The sequence below is a fragment of the Pseudoalteromonas sp. NCIMB 1079 genome, from assembly GCF_040567695.1.
Classification (GTDB): Bacteria; Pseudomonadota; Gammaproteobacteria; order Enterobacterales; family Alteromonadaceae; genus Pseudoalteromonas; species Pseudoalteromonas distincta.
Window position 1 is genome coordinate 615,547 of sequence record NZ_JBEWZA010000001.1, and the last position, 20,171, is coordinate 635,717.

The following is a 20,171-nucleotide window of genomic DNA, read 5'->3' on the forward strand; positions in this document are numbered from 1 at the left end:
TATTTGTCGTCAAAACTACTTTGGTATTAGCATTAGCTTTTTTAGCTACTGATTTTCTTAGCTAGTGGTTTTCTACTTATTCTTTTATTAATTACGAGTCTTAAACGTGATCTTATTAGAGGTTATACCTTTGGCTTTGGCCGTAACGGTAATATCACCTATAACGCGGTTGTTAGATTGCACAACGGCCACAACGCGACCCCGAAATGTTTGTCTACTATTGCTTGTAAAACTTTCTACCGATCTTGGGTTTGCATTACCCACAGCTAATAGTTTTCCAGTGCCTGACACATTAAATTCTACCGCCACATCTTGATCCCAATGATAAACTCGATGCCCCTCAGCGTCATAAAGCTCTGCGGTAACATAAGCTATATCTTGCCCATCAGCCGACAGTGACTTGCGCTGGGAGACCAGTCTTATCTCAGCGGGTTTACCTGCCGTATTTAATAACCATTGATCTTCGGCAACCCCAGCATTGTAGCCAACCACTTTTAACGTGCCCTCAATATAAGGCACAGTAAACGTGGTCATAAATTTAGTCTCTGGTGAGGTTATTTGGCGACCGTAACTTTTACCGTTAATGAATAATTCAACTTCCTCAAATACTGAATAAACCACAACATCTAGGTTTTTCCCTTTTGCTTCTGGCCATGTCCAACTTGGATGAATATCTGGACTGACCCAATACAAATACCACGACGGGTCTTGTTCCGGGCTTAATGATGGATTTGGACTTTGCACAAATGCAGATATTTTGTTCTTTCCGGTGTGCCAAAGTACATCTCGGTAATAAGCCGCTGGACGTTTAAAGCCTAATGCATCAATTTCGCCAGTGTAAGCTAATGTCCAAGGATAGGGAGCTAAGTTTTTCCACTCAGGGGCATAGCCGGTCCAGCCAATCGATGCTTCACCAATATAATCCCACCCAGTCCAAACAAAATCACCGATGACATAAGGCAAGTCTTCGACATATTGCCAATACTCAAATGCAAGATTGGAGTAAGTTTCAGACCCATACATTACTCGTGCAGGAAAACGTTTATGCTCGCTTTTATAGTTTTTTTCTTGATAGTTATAACCTACAACATCAAACACATTTAAATATGGATCCGCCTTTTCTCCCGCAGTATTAGCACCGACGGTTATTTCCCGGCTACTGTCTAAAGACAGAACATGTGCTTTAAGCATTGATGCAGTATTAACGCCTAATGCTTCATTCTGTTCGGGGATCTCGTTGCCTAAACTCCACATGATGACGCTAGGGTGATTTCGGTCTCGCTTTATAAAGTTACTGACATCTTGTTGCCAATCTTGCTTAAACCGAGATGCATAATCGTTTTTATGATCAAATTTAGAATAATTCCAAGCGTCGAATATTTCATTGATCACTAACAATCCTAAACGGTCAGCCGCATTTAAAAATGCCACTGAGGGCGGATTGTGGGCAGTACGCACCGCATTAAATCCAGCAGCTAATATTCTTTCTACTTTACGTTCCTCTGCTCGTTTATAAGCCACAGAGCCTAATAAATAATTATCATGGTGAATGTTTAACCCTTTTAACAACAGAGGTTGACCATTTAGAGTAAAGCCATTTTTGGCATCAAACGATAACTGTCTAATGCCAAACTCCGTTTCGGTGACATCGGTCTGAACACCATCCACAACAAGAGTTTGTTTTAATTTGTATAAATACGGTGATGAGCCTGACCATAATGTTGGCCGCGGTAATGTGATAGTGGTGTTAACGTGCCCGGTTTTTCCAACAGAGCCGTTGGTGCTGTTAGAGCTATTTTTAGGACTATCCGAGCTTGTGGCAGTCAAACTGACATTACTATTACGTTGCTGAGCAACAACATTACCTTGTTGATCTAACACCTCTTGCGTCAACGATATCTTTTTATTGGTTTTGCTTACATTGGTTTTACTAACAATACTTTTACTTACAATTGAGGTATCCACGTTAATACTGGCAAATTCATCAGTTATTACCGGTGTAGTAACAAACGTGCCCCAATGCTGTATATGAGTAGCGGGTTTAAATGAAAGTGACACAGGGCGATATATCCCAGAGCCTGAATACCAACGGCTATTTAAGTGGTTATTATTCACTTTCACCGCAATCGTATTGGTCTGCCCAAATTTCAGATGGTTGGTAATATCAATCCAGAAGGATGTATATCCATAATGTTGGCCGCCAACCAATGCGCCATTTACATAGACTTCTGAATTCATGTAAATACCACCAAACTCAAGGATAGCCACGCTATCTTTTAGCTCGGTATTTAATTGGCTATTTAGCTCAATTTCTTTTCGATACCAGGCAATGCCACCTTTGGTATAACCGGTGTCGTATTGATCGATTGAGTTTTTATCGAATGGGCTATTGCTTGAGCCAATATCTTTAATTGACCAGTCATGAGGTAACTGAATTTTTTGCCAGTTAGTAACATCTAAATTAACGTCAGAGCCTTGCTTCACATCACCAAGATGGAAGCGCCAATCTAAATTAATATCTGGACTGCTATTAACATCCATCGAATAGCAATAGAAGGAAATAAGGTGGGTAAATAAAACCAATAAGCTTACACGTAACATACTGAATAAATTGAATTTTATAAAACTCAAACCGGGTCTCCTCCAGATTTAGTCAGGTTACTACGTAATTGTAGTAACCTGAAATAAGTAGCTTAAGTAAACGTCAAACTCTAGCGTTTAATTAAACTTACGTTCTCTATTTCGATACCATGCCAACTAGACATTGCCTTGTCGTTATATGCTTTAACGTCTAATGAGATCTGCAAACCTTGTATTAAGTTTATAGAACTATCAAATGTTTTAGCATCATTGCCCTGTGGGGCAATTGAATTAGGCATAAACGATGGATAGGCTTGAATCATCATTGTCTCGCTGGAGGTTAATGAAGATAACGGCACAAGTAAATACTGCCATTGATTGGTTACATTTAGTTTAGTGCCAAATGCCAACCCGTCTTTATCTAACAGAGCAAAGTTAATATGCTCTTGTTTGGTTAACGAACGTATTTTTATTGCGACCGTATTTAGTCCTCGGGTATTTCTGTCGATTAACTGACTATCCGCTGCCAAGGTGGTTTTTAACAAATCGTTGCTCTGGGTTAGATTATCTAAGCCCAGTTTTAAAACCGTGCCCAATCCATTTTGACCACTAACATACTCTTGTCTTACCTTGCCATTTTTAGGATAAATTAAATTATTACGATCCAATTGCGCATCGAACAAACTCAAAGGTGTACCTTTAGGTTGCAGTTCAAACGACCAGTAATCAGTTGCTTTGACAAAATCCCAGTCAAATGGTGTACCGCTTACGGCTCCTGGAAATGTGGTTTTTTCACCGTTAGAAGTCACAACAAATGCATATTCCATTGGCCCTGTCTTTTGCCAAGATTTAGGCAATGGAGCACTGTATTTTGTACCTGATTGTTTGGTCATTGCAAAAGCAGTAAAGCTTCTGTCATTGCGATAACGTAACAATAATTCGACATTATCAACCGCTTGATTAGTTCCAAGTTTGACAACGAGCTGATAATCATCATCTAGCGTTATCGCTCTTTGAGGTTGATGCGATAAAGTTAAATCTTGATTTTGAATGTTAGGTAAAAAGTAATCGGTTGAAACTTTTTTAGCCGTTATATTTTCACTCGGACTATTCGAACTCTGGTTGCCCACTGCCGATGCAACCATGAACTGCTCCAGCTGCTGCTGTGAATTGGCAATCAGGTATTTACCTGGTGTAATAACCACGCTGTTATTATCGGCTTTGATTTGAGTTGAATTATGTAAATTAATACCTTGTAGATAAAAGCTTTCGGCTAAGTCATCAACCGTTACCGTTAATTTACGTTGATTGATATAAAGGCGTCTAACTTCTCTTTGTAAGCTAGAGTTTTGGTATGGGTCTTGTAATTGATGTACGTCTGGATACACCTCTAACTGCCAAATATCGTCGGTTAATTTATCTAAAAAGTAAGCGCCATTACCTTCATATTGAACAACTGGAGAGCTACCAACACCTGCAATATGCTTCAATTTCTTAAGGTTTTTCGGGGCTTTGGTGGTTGTGTTTGAGTGATAAAAATAACGGTCGTTATTAAATAAACTCAAATCATCTTGATAACTTAATTCAACATCTCCAAATTGATTATTTTCTGGATAAGGCTTAGATTCAACGCCTCGCTCCGCTTGTTTAAAAGCACGTGCCGCTATCATTAAGCTAATGGCTTTTTTAGGAGTGTAGAGTAAATTTAAATAGTGAGTATTGTATTCTGAATTTGTATGAGCAATATTCCCAGGATCATAAGAAAACTGAGTAGCCCATTGAAAACCAGCGGCTCTAAAACTTCTTGCCATAGCTGGATACATAACACTGCGACCGACATCAGCAGCATCAAATTCATAGATCATTTTCGCTTTGTTGTTACAACTAGCAATAGAGGCAAATACATTGGTGTAGCTTGCCACCATAGGTAACATATTGGCCAATATTTCACTATTTTTTACTAATCCTGTTGGATACCATTGATAGGCGATACCGTCGATTTTACTTTCACATAATGCTTTTGCATAAGGTTGATCATTACCTTGTTCACTAATGTTATAAAACAACGGTTTTGTCACCTGTTGCTGACGGATAACATCAATTAATCCCTCAATATAGCTTATGCTTTTTTCAGGTGATTGATGATGCTTAGGTTCGTTAAACAACTCCAGAGCCACAATGTTTGGATCTTGTCCATAACGTTGCCCAGAATAACGGTTGGTATGCGCCATTAACTGTTTTAAATAAATGTGTTGGGCAGCAATAGCCGCCTCAACTTCATTCATTTGTGCTTTGCTATAATTAGTGGCAAAACCGGTTTCTAGCGGATCAGGTTCAGGATAACCACTTCCCCACCAAGCAAGTGGTGTCAGAATGACTTTAATATTCTTTTGGCTTAGTTTAAACAGCAAATAATCAAATAACTCTAAGTGATGATTATTCTGTAAGTTACCAGCTTTATCAGTCAGCTCTCGATCCCAAAGATGGATACGGTAGGCGTCTAACCCTAAACGAGCAATATGATCGACATCCATATCAATTGCTTGTTTAGGATCGATACCAAGCTTATTCAGAGCACGATAAGAGTAAGCAAATGGCGCACTATAATTAACGCCAAACAAAGCAAGCTCTTTGCCCTTCTGTTCGCCAGATGCCCATTTAAGTACGCCTTTTTCTACTACTACATTCTCAGTAGTCTGCGCTTGAACATTGCTTGCTGCTATCGAAAACGTTAATAACGCCGTAATTATGCTTCGTATTTTACTCATTTTTATTACCACCAAACTGTATAAAATGCGATTAATATAAGCGTGTTCAATAAGGCAGATATATTGAAACTCTTTTGCGTGGTGAAATTAACATCGTCTAATTGAACTGCATTAGGGTGTGCATTTTTTGACTCTTTTTGCATCAATGTCACGACAACCGCCAACGCAAAACAACTTAAAAAGACGTAACCTACTCTGTCCATGAAAGGCACTTCAGGTATGAGTATTTTGGCTGCAACTGAGAACACCGCTGAGCCTATTGTGGCAGCAAGTGCCGCATTGGCGGTTGTTCTTTTCCAAAACATACCTAATAAAAACAACACAACAATTCCTGGTGTGAAGAATCCAGTAAATTCTTGGATATATTGGAATGCTTGATCAAAGTCACCTAGAAGCGGTTTAGCAGTCAATAATGCAATGATTAATGCGATTACACTTACCACACGTCCAACTAACACATAATGAGACTGCGATTTATCTGATTTTATTGGCTTATATAAATCCATCGTAAAGATAGTCGCAACACTGTTAGTCATCGACGCTAAGCTCGACAAGATAGCAGCGACTAAGGCTGCAAAGATCAACCCTTTTAGACCAGTTGGCATTAAGTTCATTAATTCAGGATAGGCTTGGTCTGGTTTTGACAGCTCTGGTAATAGAAGTACCGCTGCGATACCAGGTAAAACAACAATTACAGGCATTAACAATTTCAAAAAGGCAGCAAAGGCGATACCTTTTTGTGCTTCAGCTAAATCTTTAGCCGCAAGCGTACGTTGGATAATGTATTGATTGAATCCCCAATAAGACAGGTTCATGACCCACAAACCACCAAGTAATACTGACAAACCTGGTAGGTTGACATAATGAGGGCTATCAGCTGATAAGATCATGTCAAACTTTTCAGGTAATTCGCTAGTTAAGCGATCAAATCCAGCCAATAATCCTTGTCCATCACCAATTAAACTTAGCGACATATAAGATAAGAATAAGCCACCGGCTATCAGCAATACAACCTGAATAATATCGGTAAAGGCAACCGCTTTTAACCCGCCATACAATGAATAAGCTAGTGATAAAACCGCCAGTAAAATCATACAAATGGTTAAGTCTAGGCCGGTAATGGTATTAATCGCTAACGCACCTAACCATAAAACCGCAGTTAAATTAACAAAAACATAAACCGCTAACCAAAAAATAGCCATGGTCGTTTTAACGCGACCATCAAAACGTTCCTGTAAAAACTGTGGCATCGTATAAATTTTACGTTTCATAAAAATAGGCAAAAAGTACTTACCAACAATGATCAAGGTTATTGCCGACATCCATTCATAAGACGCAATAGCTAAACCGACTACGTAACCAGAGCCAGACATACCTATGATTTGCTCAGCAGAAATATTAGCGGCAATTAAGGATGCTCCAATTGCCCACCAAGGCAAGCTATTACTAGCTAAGAAATAATCATCTGTATTTTTATCATGACCGACTTTTTCACGAGAAACATAATAAGCTATAGCGATTAAACCGAGCACATAAATGGCAAATATTGCCAAATCAATTGTATTTAACGTCATACATATCCTTTCTTCATTGTTGTAGCTTTTTATTGACTACTTATTCTATTAATTTGAAAGATTCTCAAACTGTAATGGTGAACTTTTTATGTTTAAAGCGCTGGAGCTAGCTTGAATAGTTCCGCCTTTTAACGATTCGCCAATACGTAATAATACGGCTGCTTTACCTTGCTCGGTAAGTGAATCACTTGAGTAAACAATCTCAATATCACCTGTGGTGCTAAAATGAATTTCTTCACCATTGGTATGAACCAAGTTTCCTTTGCTATCCACTAATTGTGCATAAGCAAAGACGACATCTTTGACACCAACCGCTGGTAATTGTCCACTAATATCGATAGATAGTTTTATCCCTGCTGGTTCTCCAGCAGTGGTAACACTATGCTCAGCGACTAATTCACCATCTATAAATGCTTTTGCCTTTAATTGACCCGGTTTAAATTGCTGCATAGCAAATTCAAATGGAGGATGATTTAAATGGCTAGATAATTTATTTTGAGTTGGTTTTTGTTTAGCGATCAATGTGTTATTTAACCAAAGTTCCACTTCATCAGCATTACTAAACACTCTCACATTGTTTGATGAGTGACCGTTCCATTCGCTAGCAATAAAGACCATAGGACCAGAATCAAACTTATCTGACTTGATTTGAGGGCTACGTTGACTTTGATAAAAGTAATAACTGTATTTAGGTAAACGATATAAGCTCATGATCCCCGATGATTCTAAGTCATCCGCATAACCACGGTTATAATCAAACATTACCCAGTAACCATCAGCGAAAGCTGGAAAGCTTAAGTTGTCATTATGAGCTTCTTGTAGGTTTCTCGCTTGTTGTAACAAACGGGCTTCACCTGCACTTAATAACTGACGAGAAGTACGTTCCTCTTCTTTTAAATCGCTCCACGAGTCTTGATTTAAGCCTGCATTTTGTGCGTAATATTCCCAGTCACCGTACTCTGAAACATTGTAAGGTTGAGTGGGGACTTCATAATGTTTTTGTCTATGTTGACGGGCTTGCAAATATAAATCATAACCAAGCTGCCAGCCGGCAGAGAAGCCGGTAGGGTCTTCTAACTTAACGGCACGATGTAAGTCAGCAATAAACGGTTCTGGCATCCAAGACTCGTTTAATGAACATTCCCAAGCTAATACACTGGCATGATTTCTATCACGACGGATAAGATCATGACAGGTGTTAATGATTTGCTGTTTAAACTCTGGGTTTTCTAAATAATATTGCCAGCCCAAAATAGCATCAATTAATACTAAGCCTAATTCATCGGCCGCATCCATAAACGCTTTAGAATGAGGGTAATGAGATAAACGGACATAATCAAAACCGGCTGATTTTATTTTAACCGCATCACGGTAATCAGCTTGTGCAGACGTTGCGTATCCAACATGAGGATATTCTTGATGGCGGTTTACGCCTCGTAAAAATGTTTTCTCACCATTGATCAACAATTTATGTTTTGCATTAAATTCAAATTTTCTAATACCGATACGAGTATTCTTTTGCTCAACCAGTTCATCACCTAAATAAATCTCTGTGCTTAGTTGGTATAGATTAGGTGAATTAGGACTCCACAAATGAGCGTTTTCTATATTCAATATTTGATTGTATTGATGATTATCATTAGCTTGTAGCGACAAACTGTCATCTGATGTTTCAGCCACTAATTCATTATTGAAATATACTTTTTGCTTAAGTGTAAAATCTTTGCTCTGTTTGTAGTCATTGGCAATATGGGTTTTAACATTAATGGTTGAGGTTTTAACACTTACTTTTGGGTAAGTAACAAAAATGCCACCACTTGCTACTTTATTCGCCTGCATTTCATCGGTGATGTACAAACGGTCTTTAATTATTAAGTTAACGTCTCTGTATAACCCACCGTAAGTATTAAAGTCTAATTTATTAAGCGGTTTAGGACCAATAATTGGGTTATCAAGATTACTTAATTTTACTTTTATAATATTCGGTTTTGTCTCACTGATTAAGTCAGTTAAATCATAAGTGAATGGCAGGTAACCACCTAAATGCTCACCTAATTTAGTGTCATTTAACCAAACTTGCGCATGGCTCATTGCCGCTTCAAAACGAATAAACACTTTTTTATCTTTCCATGTAGGCGAGATATCTAATGTTTTTTCGTATATTGCATCACCTTGCCACTGATCATTAACAACCATAGGCTCAATCTTTGGAGTATGCGGTAAACTAACTTGTTCCCAACTATCGTTAGCAACATTCGCCTTTACAACTTTAAATTTCCAATTCTGGTTTATATTAACTTTATTAATTGATGGCGTTTGTTTAACACCACATGAACTAATAATGAATGATAATAAAATAAAACATAGTGCTCTTAACACTAGACACCCCTTAACGCTGAATTCAGCAATAATAATTTAGCAAAAGTTACTTTCACACTCAGGTCTAATAACCAATTCATGTACATGTACATTTCCTTTTGTCTGTAACATAGACACAATCGCCTCTGATACATCCTCAGGATTTAAATAGTTTGGTCTTGATTCAGATCTAAATTCAGTATTAATACCTCCCGGATAAACGGACAGAACCTTTATACCGCTAGCATGGAGCTCTTTTCTCAACACTTTAGTATACATATCTAATGCTGACTTACTGGCCGTGTACTGGGCAATGCCTGCATTTGCATATAAACATGTGGTTGACAGGACATTCAGTACAATGCCATCTTTTTTTGTCAACATGGATGGTAAAACTAACTCAACTAATCGTACTGGAGCAAAATAATTAATCTCCATCATTTTTGTACATTCTTGCCACTGTGGCTGATGCGCTAATGTTCTTGATGAATTTAACCCTGCGCAATTAATTAAAATATCTATATCGCCATTGGCTTTTTTAGATTCAGTTACAAATTGATTAAGTGCTTGTTGGTCAGACAAACAAAAACAGCCGGAATAGACTGGTGTGTTTGGTTTAAGTTTAGACAATGTTGTTTGAACTTTGCTGCTAGTTTTTCCGCATATACTTAACGTAAAACCGAGATTAGATAGCGTTATTGCTAACTCTCTACCAACTCCAGATGACGCACCTGTGAGCAATATATGTTTGGCCATTTTCAATATCCTTAAAATAAAAAAAGCGGTAAAGTGTTAACAACACTTTACCGATTATGTCTTATTTACATTGAATATTGGAAACCAATTAGGAATCGACGACCCCATTCAACATTTTTAGCTGGCTTGCTATAGTCATTATCCCAATAACTTACAGAAGCTTGGTTGGTTAGATTTTGAGCTTGTAGGGTTAATTTAAAGTTTTCAGTTACTTGATAACCAATACTTGCATCAACCGTAGTTTCTTCAGCATTCAAGTTAACCTTTGACGGATCCCAACTATTTATGCCAGTAAACTCACTGCGGTAGTTGTAAGACACTCGAGCATCAAAACCATCTTTGTCATACCATAAAGTTAAACTTGCGATATCTTTAGAAAGACCGCCTAAGTTATATGGATTACTTGTTGGTTTGAATTCTTCTACATCACTGTCTGTGTAAGAGTAGTTAGCAAACAAACCTAACCCATCAAATGGCGCAGGTAACATGTCAAATGATTGTTGATACAATAATTCAAAGCCTTGAATGACTCCACCGTCACCATTGATAGAGCGAGTCATGGTGTACGATTGACCATCAACTTCTATCATCTCTTCTGAAAGTCCAATGTGCGAATCTAGATCTTTTATAAACAAATTGATGGTTGCCGCTGAACTTTCGCCCCAGAAATATTCGTAACCTAAATCAATTTGGTTTGCTAAATATGGGTCTAGTAATGGATTACCGCCACTTGCTGATGGAGGTTGAGTCGTATCATCAAACGAATAACCAGTACGCATTTCTAATAAAGGAGGACGAGACATGGTACGTGCAATGCCTAAACGGATTTGCGATTCATTAGTGATATTAAATACCATATTTAATGATGGCAGCACTACATCATAATCGTGATCAACCGTTAACGGCACGATATCACCGCCAGCGTTCTGTTCATAACCGATGGACTCAACTTCTGTTTTTGCATAACGCAAACCAAAGTTACCAGTGAACGTGGTATCGCCAACATCACCTGAGATATTAAACATCACATAGGCTGCGGTATTTTTTTCATTTAATTCCCAAGAAGCCAGTTGGTTTTTATCCGAACGATCTCCTGGATTGGTGGAGCCACCAAATGCCACATTGGCCACTTGATCCCAATCTTTAAATGAATAAATTGCTGGGACATTATAATCGCCACCAATTTCATAACTCATACCATAGTCAGTTAAACCATGGTCTTGTTTAGCATAACGGAACCAATCATTTATTTGATCATTCTCTTTGGTTCTGTCGGTTAAACGCCCACCAAATTTTACTTTTTCAATCACGCCCCAATATAAGTCACGCTCAAAGTCTAAATTAACATTATACATCTCATCGGTTAGAACTTTGTCATCATCGCCTGTCATTTCAGATGGCGTATATTCTTGACTTGTAATTTCCCAATTACCTGGTGATGTTTCGGTCCATACATCTGATACGCTACCCAATGAATAATTTTCAGGGCTGCTGATATCACCATTTTTAACAATAATTTCAGCGGCATCTTTACCTTCAACATCAAAACCTAGTTCGTAATCGCCACCTACGTAAGTAGGTTTTATATTTACCCAAACCGATTCGATACTGGCTTTTGAATAACCAACATCAGCAGTGATAGTCCAAGTATCACCAATGTGTTCAATATTTAATCCTGTGCTTAACATTTCATTGGTTTGAAACCAGGTTGGGTTTGAAACATCAAGGCCAACTAATTGACTACCAGCAACAAGCTGTTCTGTTCCGTCGGCATGAGGAATTATTTTATAAGAGCCGTTGTTATATGCTTCAGCTCCCCAGCCACCTTCAGGTGCATCAGCATCATCCCAGTTACCTAAGTCACCAGGTCCCATTTGGTCATCACGCTCTTTAATGTCGAACTGTGAATAAAATAAATCACCTTTCACTGTTAGGCTGTCAGTAGGCATCCACTCAACGATTGCAAGGCCACCAATACGCTCATTATTACCTTGTTTACTCTTGGCCATTACGCCAAAAGGTGCGTGTTCAGGTATCCCATTACCATTCAAGTCACCACGAGTATCACCATTGTTATAATTCCAAGATTCCACACCACGTTCTAAAGATGGCTGATCTTGATAGGTAAGACCTAGTGCGATACCAAAAGTATCTGAGATAGGATCTACATAACTAATAGAAAATTTTTCACCAACACCGTCGTTATTTGGTAAGTCATCGGCTAAGGTATTTTTCATAAGGTTGCCAGACACGGTAAAGACTTTTTGATCTTTAGATAGTGGGCTAACAAAGTTCATGTTAACTAGGCCAGAAATACCGCCTTCGGCTAAGCTGGCAGTCGGGCTTTTATAAACCTCAACTGAGTCTATTAATTCAGCAGGAAATTGTTCAAAACGAACATCTCGACTTGGCTCTGCTGATACGATTTCACGATTATTCATCGTTGCATTATTTAAACGAGGTCCCATGCCACGAATCGATATTCGACTTGCATTACCTCTATCTCGTGATGCCGCAATACCAGGTAAACGAACCAGTGAGTCGGTAATACTGACATCTGGTAATACGCCTAAATCATCCGATGAAATTATCTCTACCACGGAGTCAGAAAAACGTTTTTCGCGTAAGGCTTTACCCAACGCGGCACCAAAGCCTTTAACTTCAATTACCTCAACATCTTTCATTTTATCTTCGGTTTCATCGGCTACAACCGATTGAGCGGCTAAAATTTGACTTACAGCCAACGCCACTAAAGTAGTCTTAAATAGTTTATTCATTATTTTTCCCCGTTAATATTGTTGTATTGCAATCTTCCCTAGTTACTTTTTTCGTCCGTAGCATATGTTTATATATCGTATTGTTCGACATTTATAACACCAAAGGTAAACGTTTTCTAACAAAAAATATACAAAAACAACACAAGCAACGCAACCAATTGATTTTAAATGAATTTAAATTGGGTAAACGTTTACCTAGTTAGGTAGGTAAACACAATAAGCAAGTGTTATATATCGTTATACAGTGAGTATATTTTATGGATTTAAGCTTATGTAAATTGCCTTTTCTTAATGAAAGAAAAGCGTTAACACAAATGTAAACGTCTGGTGATCTACACCTAACTAATAATATTCCAAGGTAATAGACTGTTGATGTCTGGCTCTGCTTGGCAGAGTTCATCTAGGCATTTCATGATGTAGTCGAATGGGATTAAACCATTGGCTTTGGCCGTTTCGATAATGCCGTATAAAGCCGCACTGGCATTCGCTCCGTTAGATGTTTGACTGAACATCCAGTTCTTGCGGCCAATGACGAATGGTTTTATTGCTCGTTCAGCACGGTTGTTGTCGATATTTAATCGACCATCTTCAAGGTAAATAATAAGTTTAGGCCATTGGTTCGCTAGATAGTTAGCGGCTTCTGCTAGTTTTGTTTTACCAATTAACCGTGGCTGGTTTTGCTCTAACCATTGATGTAATTTGTCGAGAATTGGTTTTGTTTGTTGTTGCCTTATTTCATGTTTTTCATCGGTTTTTTGTCTTTGAGCTTTGATTCAATACCGTAAAGCTTTTGAATAAGACTTAATGCCACATCGGCTTTACCTGTCTTCTTGTTACCTTGCACTTGTTTGGCTTCAATGAATTTTCTTCGAGCATGTGCCCAACAGCCAACTAGCGTTGCTTGCGTTTGTGCATAGGCTTGATAACCATCCACCTGTAAATAGCCCGAATAACCATCAAGGTAATCGACGACGGAGGAAGCCGCCCGACTGTTTTGATAGTCGTAAAGCACAATATTAGGTATGTGGTTTGTTTGTTCTTTGTTTATGGGATGTGGTGAATCGGTGCCTGTGCAATACAACCACATGTAACTTTTTACTTTATCCGAATTAACCACATTCACAGTAGTTTCATCCGCATGCACCACCGGTTGTTTTAACAGCTCTTGTTTAAATCGTTTTATCAATGGTTCAAACAAGGTGGCTGATTTTAACACCCAGTCACTCATGGTTTGTCGGCTCAGTTCAATCCCGTATTGTTTGAACATCGCCTCTTGTCTGTGAAGCGGCAACGCATACTGATATTTACTGGTGATGATTTGGCTTAATAAACTTGATGTCGCCATGCCTTTGTTGATTGGCCATGTTTGGCATCTTGGCTTGTTTAATACTGTTATTCGACCCTGACTTATCACATTCACGACACGCGTACTTTGGGCGAATATGCTCAATGACTTTTATCTTTGCGGGGACGAAGTCGAGCTTTTCGCTGACGTCTTCACCCATTTTATGCAACTCATTACCACAGCAGTTACACAACTTGTCTTCTTCGGCAATGTCATGAATCACTTGCTCACGGGGTAAGTCTTTGGGTAATGGTTTGCGCTTTGGTGTTTTGCGAGTGTAGCTAATCTCTTGCGTAGCAAGCTCATCAGGTTGCTCAATGATGTCTTCGGCTTCATTAAACAATTCACCTTGTGCGTCAAAGACTTCGGCACTTTTACCAAATTGTTTTTGTTGCGCTAGGCGGAATTGTTCCTCTAGATACCGGTTTCTTGCAGTCGCTTGCGCTAATTTTTCAGCGTGCTCTGCCAGCAGCTTTTTAAGCAAAGCCGGATCGTCTGGAAGGCAGTTAACATCAATATTCATCCTTTTATTTTATAATGTTTTTTACCGTAAACTAGCTTAATGCGATGGTTAATATTGATCCCGCGACGATCTAAATAATGCTAGCGTTTTCGATGTTGATTTGTTGATGCCCTATGACATCATACCCAGATAATAACCAGTGTAATTGTTGCTCGGTTAAGTTTAGGGTGTCGGCGCTGAGGTTTTTCGGCCATTTAAATTTGTGCTTATCGAGGCGTTTATACCACAGGGCAAAGCCTGTGTTATCCCAATACAATATCTTCAGCTTATCTCGGCTTTTATTACAAAAAACAAACACGGCACCGGATAGCACTGACAGTTCGAGTTCTCTTTCAACAATGGCCGCTAAGCCATTAATGGATTTTCTGAAGTCGACAAACTGATTGCAAAGGTACACGTCGGGCACATCAATAAACATGTTCATGCTTGCAGCGCCTTTATTAAATTAGCCACCCATGTAGGCTCAGATGAGGTTGGTATAGTTAAATGAGTTTCACCATGAGATAACGTGATTGAGGCATTCACTTTATGGGAAATGGCTTTGTTTTGCACTTTCACCAATTTAGGTGCTTTTGCAGCGTCTTGTAACTTAGACCGATATTTATAAAAGTTTGAAGTGGGTAACATGTTTTCTTTACAAAATGCGACAATAGATAAGCCGCTGGTTTGTTGCTGCTCAATCAATTTTTGCCAGTCATTAAGGGTTCTTTTTTGCATAATACCTCCAGTAGAAACAGACGGTATTTTCAATTAATTAAATCCACTCTGCTAGGTGTCGTTGCTCGGACGCTTACCTCAATCAATTTTTGCCAGTCATTAAGGGTTCTTTTTTGCATAATACCTCCAGTAGAAACTGACGGTATTTTCAATTAATTAAATCCACTCTGCTAGGTGTCGTTGCTCGGACGCTTACCATTCTACTGCGTTGTCGCTACGAAGTAGCGCGCCGACTCCAAATTGTAGAAAGCCCGAATTTAACGATTCGGGCTTTTTTACGTCTGCAGAAAAGTGAAATGGCTTTATGAAGAAAGTTGCTTTGCGAGTATGTTTGTTGTGTTTTTGAACTGCTGTTCTAATTGCTTTTTGCCGCTGAGATTAAAATTTTTAATAAGTTGCTCATCGGTATGGTGTTGTAAAACTGTTTGAATTAAAAGTTGCTGCTGATTGGCTGCTATCCTAGTAATTATAACAGGATTTTGGCTAATTAAACGCCAGAGAGTGGGTGAAATAGTAAAGCGGTTACTGCTGAGTTGCTGTGTAAATAACCTTAACGTATCAGAAGCTATTACCTCATCATTAAATGAGCGCAGTAATGTGCTAACCAGTTGCCATTCTAATGACTTAAAGTGGCTTAATAGGCTATAAAAGAGCTCGTATTGAAACTGTTTAATCAGTGACTGTAAACTTTGTTGTGGTGCATTAAGAGATTTAACAACTAAAGTTGCGTGCTCAGCAGTGCTTTTGTCGCGTTGGTAACCTAATTTAACAGCATTAAAGCCTAGGCTTTGCCAAAATTTTAGCAATTGTGCAGTGGCACCAAAACTAGCACCAAACCAAGTACATTGTTCTTTTACTTGTGACTCGCTATAGCTCAGTAATGCTTTTCCTAGGCCACAATTATGTGAGCTTGGATCAATTGCAATACGGACAACTCGCGCACTTAAATGAGTTAAAAAATCACTGTTAAAGCTCAGTTGTGCAAGTGTTTGCGCCATTAAATGCCCTTGTGGGCGGCGCTCACCACTTATAACTTGCTCAGTAAGTTCTTCACTTAAACCGCCTTCTATCGCGATTAAGCATACACCCACTAATTGCTTGTCTAATTTGCTTATAAATATGCGTTGCGATGGCGCATCTAACAACTGGCGTAAATCATTCACACTACTTTGATAATGAGCAAGTGCAAGTAAAGCAACGACTTGGCACAATAGTGCTTCATCAGTTACGAGTTGTTGCTGAGTTACTTCACTATGCTTAGGAATCTGCGATTTATTGCTATTAGTCTCTTGATACTGTGCATCAAGTGCTAATAAACTGCGAATATGCTGCTCAAGTGGATCGTGTTTAGCAAAACGCAGTGGCTCATCAAGCGTTACAACTTTAGAGGCTTTATAGTGCGCTTTTATATAGTTACTAAAGCGAATGGTATAACCCCTACCATTGCCCTCATACCCAACCAGAGTGCTTGCAAATACTATACGAGGGTAATGAGCTAGCATTTGTAGTAATAACGGAACAGGGATTGCTGCAGCTTCATCAACGAGTAGTAAATCGCACTCAGGTAGTGTGTTTAATAACGCGTCAGGTGCAACGTAGTGCAAGTTGGCGAGCTGTTTATGTTCAGCGTTGTATTGAAGGCTTAACTCTTGGGCTAAATGTTTAAAGCTGCTATGGGTCGCTTTAAACTGAGTGCTGCAAATAATTACTTTTTTATCAGTTAGTTTTGCCGCGGCTAAGCCAAGTGCTGCCGACTTACCTCTGCCTCTATCAGCATTAATGAGTAAAGGCCTGTTTGCACGGCCATTAGCTACTTTTACTATCTGCTCAATACAGTTTTGCTGTGGCTCATAATCAATTTTATTATGCATTACATAGCTAGCGTTATTACTAATACAGCCATTTTTTTCACTAAAGTGAAAAGCAGGTAACGGTTTAATAATAGTCGCGAAACGCTGATTAAATATGCTGTAGTCAATGCTCTGACCGTGTGATTGCACTGTACTTAATGCGGGATCTTGCCAAGAGCCTAAATCATCTAGTTCAGGCAGTAATAAAAACAGTATACCGCCTGCTTTAACGGTGCCGGCAAGTGCTGCAAGTTTATCAGGGTGCAAACCACTAAAACCATCGTAAACAGCATGAGCAAATTCTTGCCCTAAAATTTGGTGTGTGCGAGTAGGCCAGTACGAATTTTTAATCGCGCACTGCTTTGATACAACAAGTGTATTGTTTTCATCTATTAATGAGTTAAGTATTTCATAACACCAAGCTGGGCTGCCCGTGATCAACACTAGCTGACGATGATACGCGCCAGCTAATTGTTGCTCTAACTCATTTAGGTGTGCTTTATACCGCTTGTAATCGTGCATAGGCCGTTACTAACCATTTGCTACCAAGGTCGTCAAAGTTAACTTGTACGCGAGATTGTGCGCCACTACCTTCATAATTCAGTACAGTACCAATACCAAACTTAGCATGCAGTACGCGTTGTCCTAAGTTAAAGCCACTGTCTTCAAATGCGGCATGGCTAACTGATGCGCTAAAACGCCCAGCGGCAGGCGGGCGAGAAACCTGTGTTTTAATACGGATTTCTTCTACGCAGTCTTCAGGGATTTCGCGTAAAAAGCGAGATGGGCTATGGTATTTTTCTTGCCCGTATAAACGGCGACTCTCAGCATGGCTAATGTATAACTTATCCATTGCTCGTGTCATGCCTACATAACAAAGGCGGCGCTCTTCTTCTAAGCGACCCGACTCTTCGTTGCTTTGCTGAGAAGGGAACATGCCTTCTTCTACGCCTACCATAAACACTAGCGGAAACTCTAAGCCTTTAGCTGAGTGAAGCGTCATCATTTGTACGGCGTCTTCGTGTTCTTCTGCTTGTCCTTCACCTGACTCAAGTGACGTATGGGCTAAAAAGCCTTGTAAAGGTGAGCTGTACTCTTCGTCTTCAGGCAGCTCATACTGATCACAAGCGCTAATTAGCTCTTCTAAGTTTTCTACGCGAGCACGGCCTTTTTCACCTTTTTCGGCTTGGTACATTGCCATTAAGCCTGAGGTTTGAATTGTGTACTTGGCTTGCTCATGCAAAGTTAGATCGCTAATTTTATCTTCTATTTGTTCTACTAGTTCTACAAACTTACTTACTGCACCAGAAGCACGACCAGATAAATGCTGTTGTTCTACAATTGCTTTTGCGGCATACCAAAGCGGTAACGATTCTGCTCGTGCACAATCTCGTATATGGCTCAATGTTTTATCGCCAATACCGCGTGCTGGCGTATTAATTACACGCTCAAATGCGGCATCGTCTTGACGATTACCTACTAGGCGTAAGTACGACAACGCATCTTTAATTTCTTGTCGTTCGAAGAATCGCATACCACCATAAATACGGTATTTTAAGCCTTCTTGTAGCATGGCTTCCTCGAGTACACGAGATTGCGCGTTACTACGGTATAAAATTGCGGCATCTTGTAGGGCATTACCTGCATTTAACCAGCTTCGTAGTTTGCTACTTACAAAGCGCGCTTCGTCTAACTCATTAAATGCCGCATAAATAGAAATTGGCTCGCCGTCGCTACCGTCGGTCCATAAGCTTTTACCCATACGCTCTGAGTTATTTTGAATTAATGCATTAGACGCTTTCAAAATAGTTGCAGTTGAACGGTAGTTTTGTTCAAGACGAATGGTTTCTGCGCTAAAGTCAGTTAAAAATCGTTTAATATTTTCGATTTTAGCACCGCGCCAACCGTAAATACTTTGGTCATCGTCGCCTACAATCATGATACTGCTTGTATCGCCTGCAAGTAACTTTAACCATGCATATTGAATGGTATTTGTATCTTGGAACTCGTCTACGAGCATATGTGCAAAGCGTTGCTGGTAATGACGTAGTAACGTAGGGTTATTTTTTAACACTTCGTAGCTGCGTAGTAATATTTCGGCAAAATCTACTAGTCCTGCTCTATCACAGGCCTCTTGGTAGGCGGCGTAAACACGCAGCATCATTTGCTCGTTAATATCGTATGCTTGAATATCTTTAGGGCGAAGTGCTTCATCTTTTTTGGCGCTAATGTACCAGCCAAATTGTTTAGCAGGCCATTTTTTATCATCAATATTCATTGATTTTAATAAGCGCTTGATCATCCGAAGTTGATCGTCAGAGTCTAAAATTTGAAAGGCTTCTGGTAAGTTAGCTTCACGGTGATGAGCACGTAAAATACGATGCGACAAACCATGGAACGTACCAATCCACATACCACCTACAGGGGCTTTTAGTGTTTCTTCAACGCGGCTGCGCATTTCTTTAGCCGCTTTATTAGTAAAGGTTACGGCAAAAATACTGTAAGCAGATGCTTGCTCAACTTGCATAAGCCACGCAATACGATGAACTAACACTCGTGTTTTACCAGACCCAGCACCTGCTAATACCAGCATGTTTTGTAGTGGGGCTGCAACGGCATCGCGTTGTTTGTCATTTAAGCCATCGAGTAATTGTGAAACGTCCATCGTTACGCCTTTTTAATCAATATTGTGGGCAGTATAACAGGTGTTTTTGTTAGGCTAAATAAAATACTGTTTTTATAAACAGTTATTTATAAAATAGCCTTAAAAACGAGTAACTTGCTAATTTTTTAAACAAACAAAAAAGTGTAAACGCACAATAAAAATTGCTAATTTGACCTAAAGTTAGCAATTTTTACTAACTCTCTAAATCTAGGGTAATTTAACTATTTGATTTGTAAGCTTTAATAAATTGGCATAGAG

At 39.2% G+C, this 20,171-nt stretch carries 10 protein-coding genes and 1 pseudogene; all 11 read right to left on the minus strand.

Annotation, left to right across the window (positions count from 1 at the left end; genetic code table 11):
- Positions 1-87 precede the first annotated feature (87 nt).
- The gene (locus tag ABX891_RS02860) at positions 88-2,541 is read right to left on the minus strand and encodes a glycoside hydrolase family 2 TIM barrel-domain containing protein (protein ID WP_354628863.1); all 2,454 of its coding nucleotides are present in this window, start codon (positions 2,539-2,541) and stop codon (positions 88-90) included.
- Positions 2,542-2,711: 170 nt separating this feature from the next.
- On the minus strand, positions 2,712-5,348 hold the full coding sequence (locus tag ABX891_RS02865) for a glycoside hydrolase 5 family protein (protein ID WP_354628864.1): 2,637 nt from the start codon (positions 5,346-5,348) through the stop codon (positions 2,712-2,714).
- 5 nt (positions 5,349-5,353) lie between these two features.
- Positions 5,354-6,922 (minus strand): sodium/sugar symporter, encoded by a 1,569-nt coding sequence (locus ABX891_RS02870; RefSeq protein ID WP_354628865.1) that lies wholly within the window; start codon positions 6,920-6,922, stop codon positions 5,354-5,356.
- Between the two features lie 48 nt (positions 6,923-6,970).
- The gene (locus tag ABX891_RS02875) at positions 6,971-9,301 is read right to left on the minus strand and encodes a glycoside hydrolase family 2 protein (protein ID WP_354628866.1); all 2,331 of its coding nucleotides are present in this window, start codon (positions 9,299-9,301) and stop codon (positions 6,971-6,973) included.
- A 36-nt stretch (positions 9,302-9,337) separates the two neighbouring features.
- Positions 9,338-10,036 carry an SDR family NAD(P)-dependent oxidoreductase gene (locus tag ABX891_RS02880; protein WP_354628867.1) on the minus strand — a complete coding sequence of 233 codons (699 nt, stop codon included), beginning with the start codon at positions 10,034-10,036 and terminating at the stop codon, positions 9,338-9,340.
- A 65-nt stretch (positions 10,037-10,101) separates the two neighbouring features.
- On the minus strand, positions 10,102-12,813 hold the full coding sequence (locus ABX891_RS02885) for a TonB-dependent receptor (protein WP_354628868.1): 2,712 nt from the start codon (positions 12,811-12,813) through the stop codon (positions 10,102-10,104).
- 338 nt (positions 12,814-13,151) lie between these two features.
- A pseudogene (gene tnpC / locus ABX891_RS02890) lies at positions 13,152-14,681 on the minus strand (IS66 family transposase).
- A 70-nt stretch (positions 14,682-14,751) separates the two neighbouring features.
- Complete coding sequence (gene tnpB / locus ABX891_RS02895; protein ID WP_354628869.1) at positions 14,752-15,105, minus strand: IS66 family insertion sequence element accessory protein TnpB; 354 nt, start codon at positions 15,103-15,105, stop codon at positions 14,752-14,754.
- Entirely contained in the window at positions 15,102-15,398 is a 297-nt protein-coding gene (gene tnpA / locus ABX891_RS02900; protein ID WP_179808287.1) for an IS66 family insertion sequence element accessory protein TnpA, read from the minus strand. The genes tnpB and tnpA overlap by 4 nt, the downstream gene beginning before the upstream one ends.
- A gap of 302 nt (positions 15,399-15,700) precedes the next feature.
- Complete coding sequence (locus ABX891_RS02905; protein WP_354628870.1) at positions 15,701-17,770, minus strand: tRNA(Met) cytidine acetyltransferase TmcA domain-containing protein; 2,070 nt, start codon at positions 17,768-17,770, stop codon at positions 15,701-15,703.
- Positions 17,748-19,913: a DNA helicase II gene (gene uvrD, locus ABX891_RS02910; protein ID WP_354628871.1), complete on the minus strand. Its 2,166-nt coding sequence runs from the start codon at positions 19,911-19,913 to the stop codon at positions 17,748-17,750. The genes ABX891_RS02905 and uvrD overlap by 23 nt, the downstream gene beginning before the upstream one ends.
- Between the last annotated feature and the right edge of the window lie 258 nt (positions 19,914-20,171).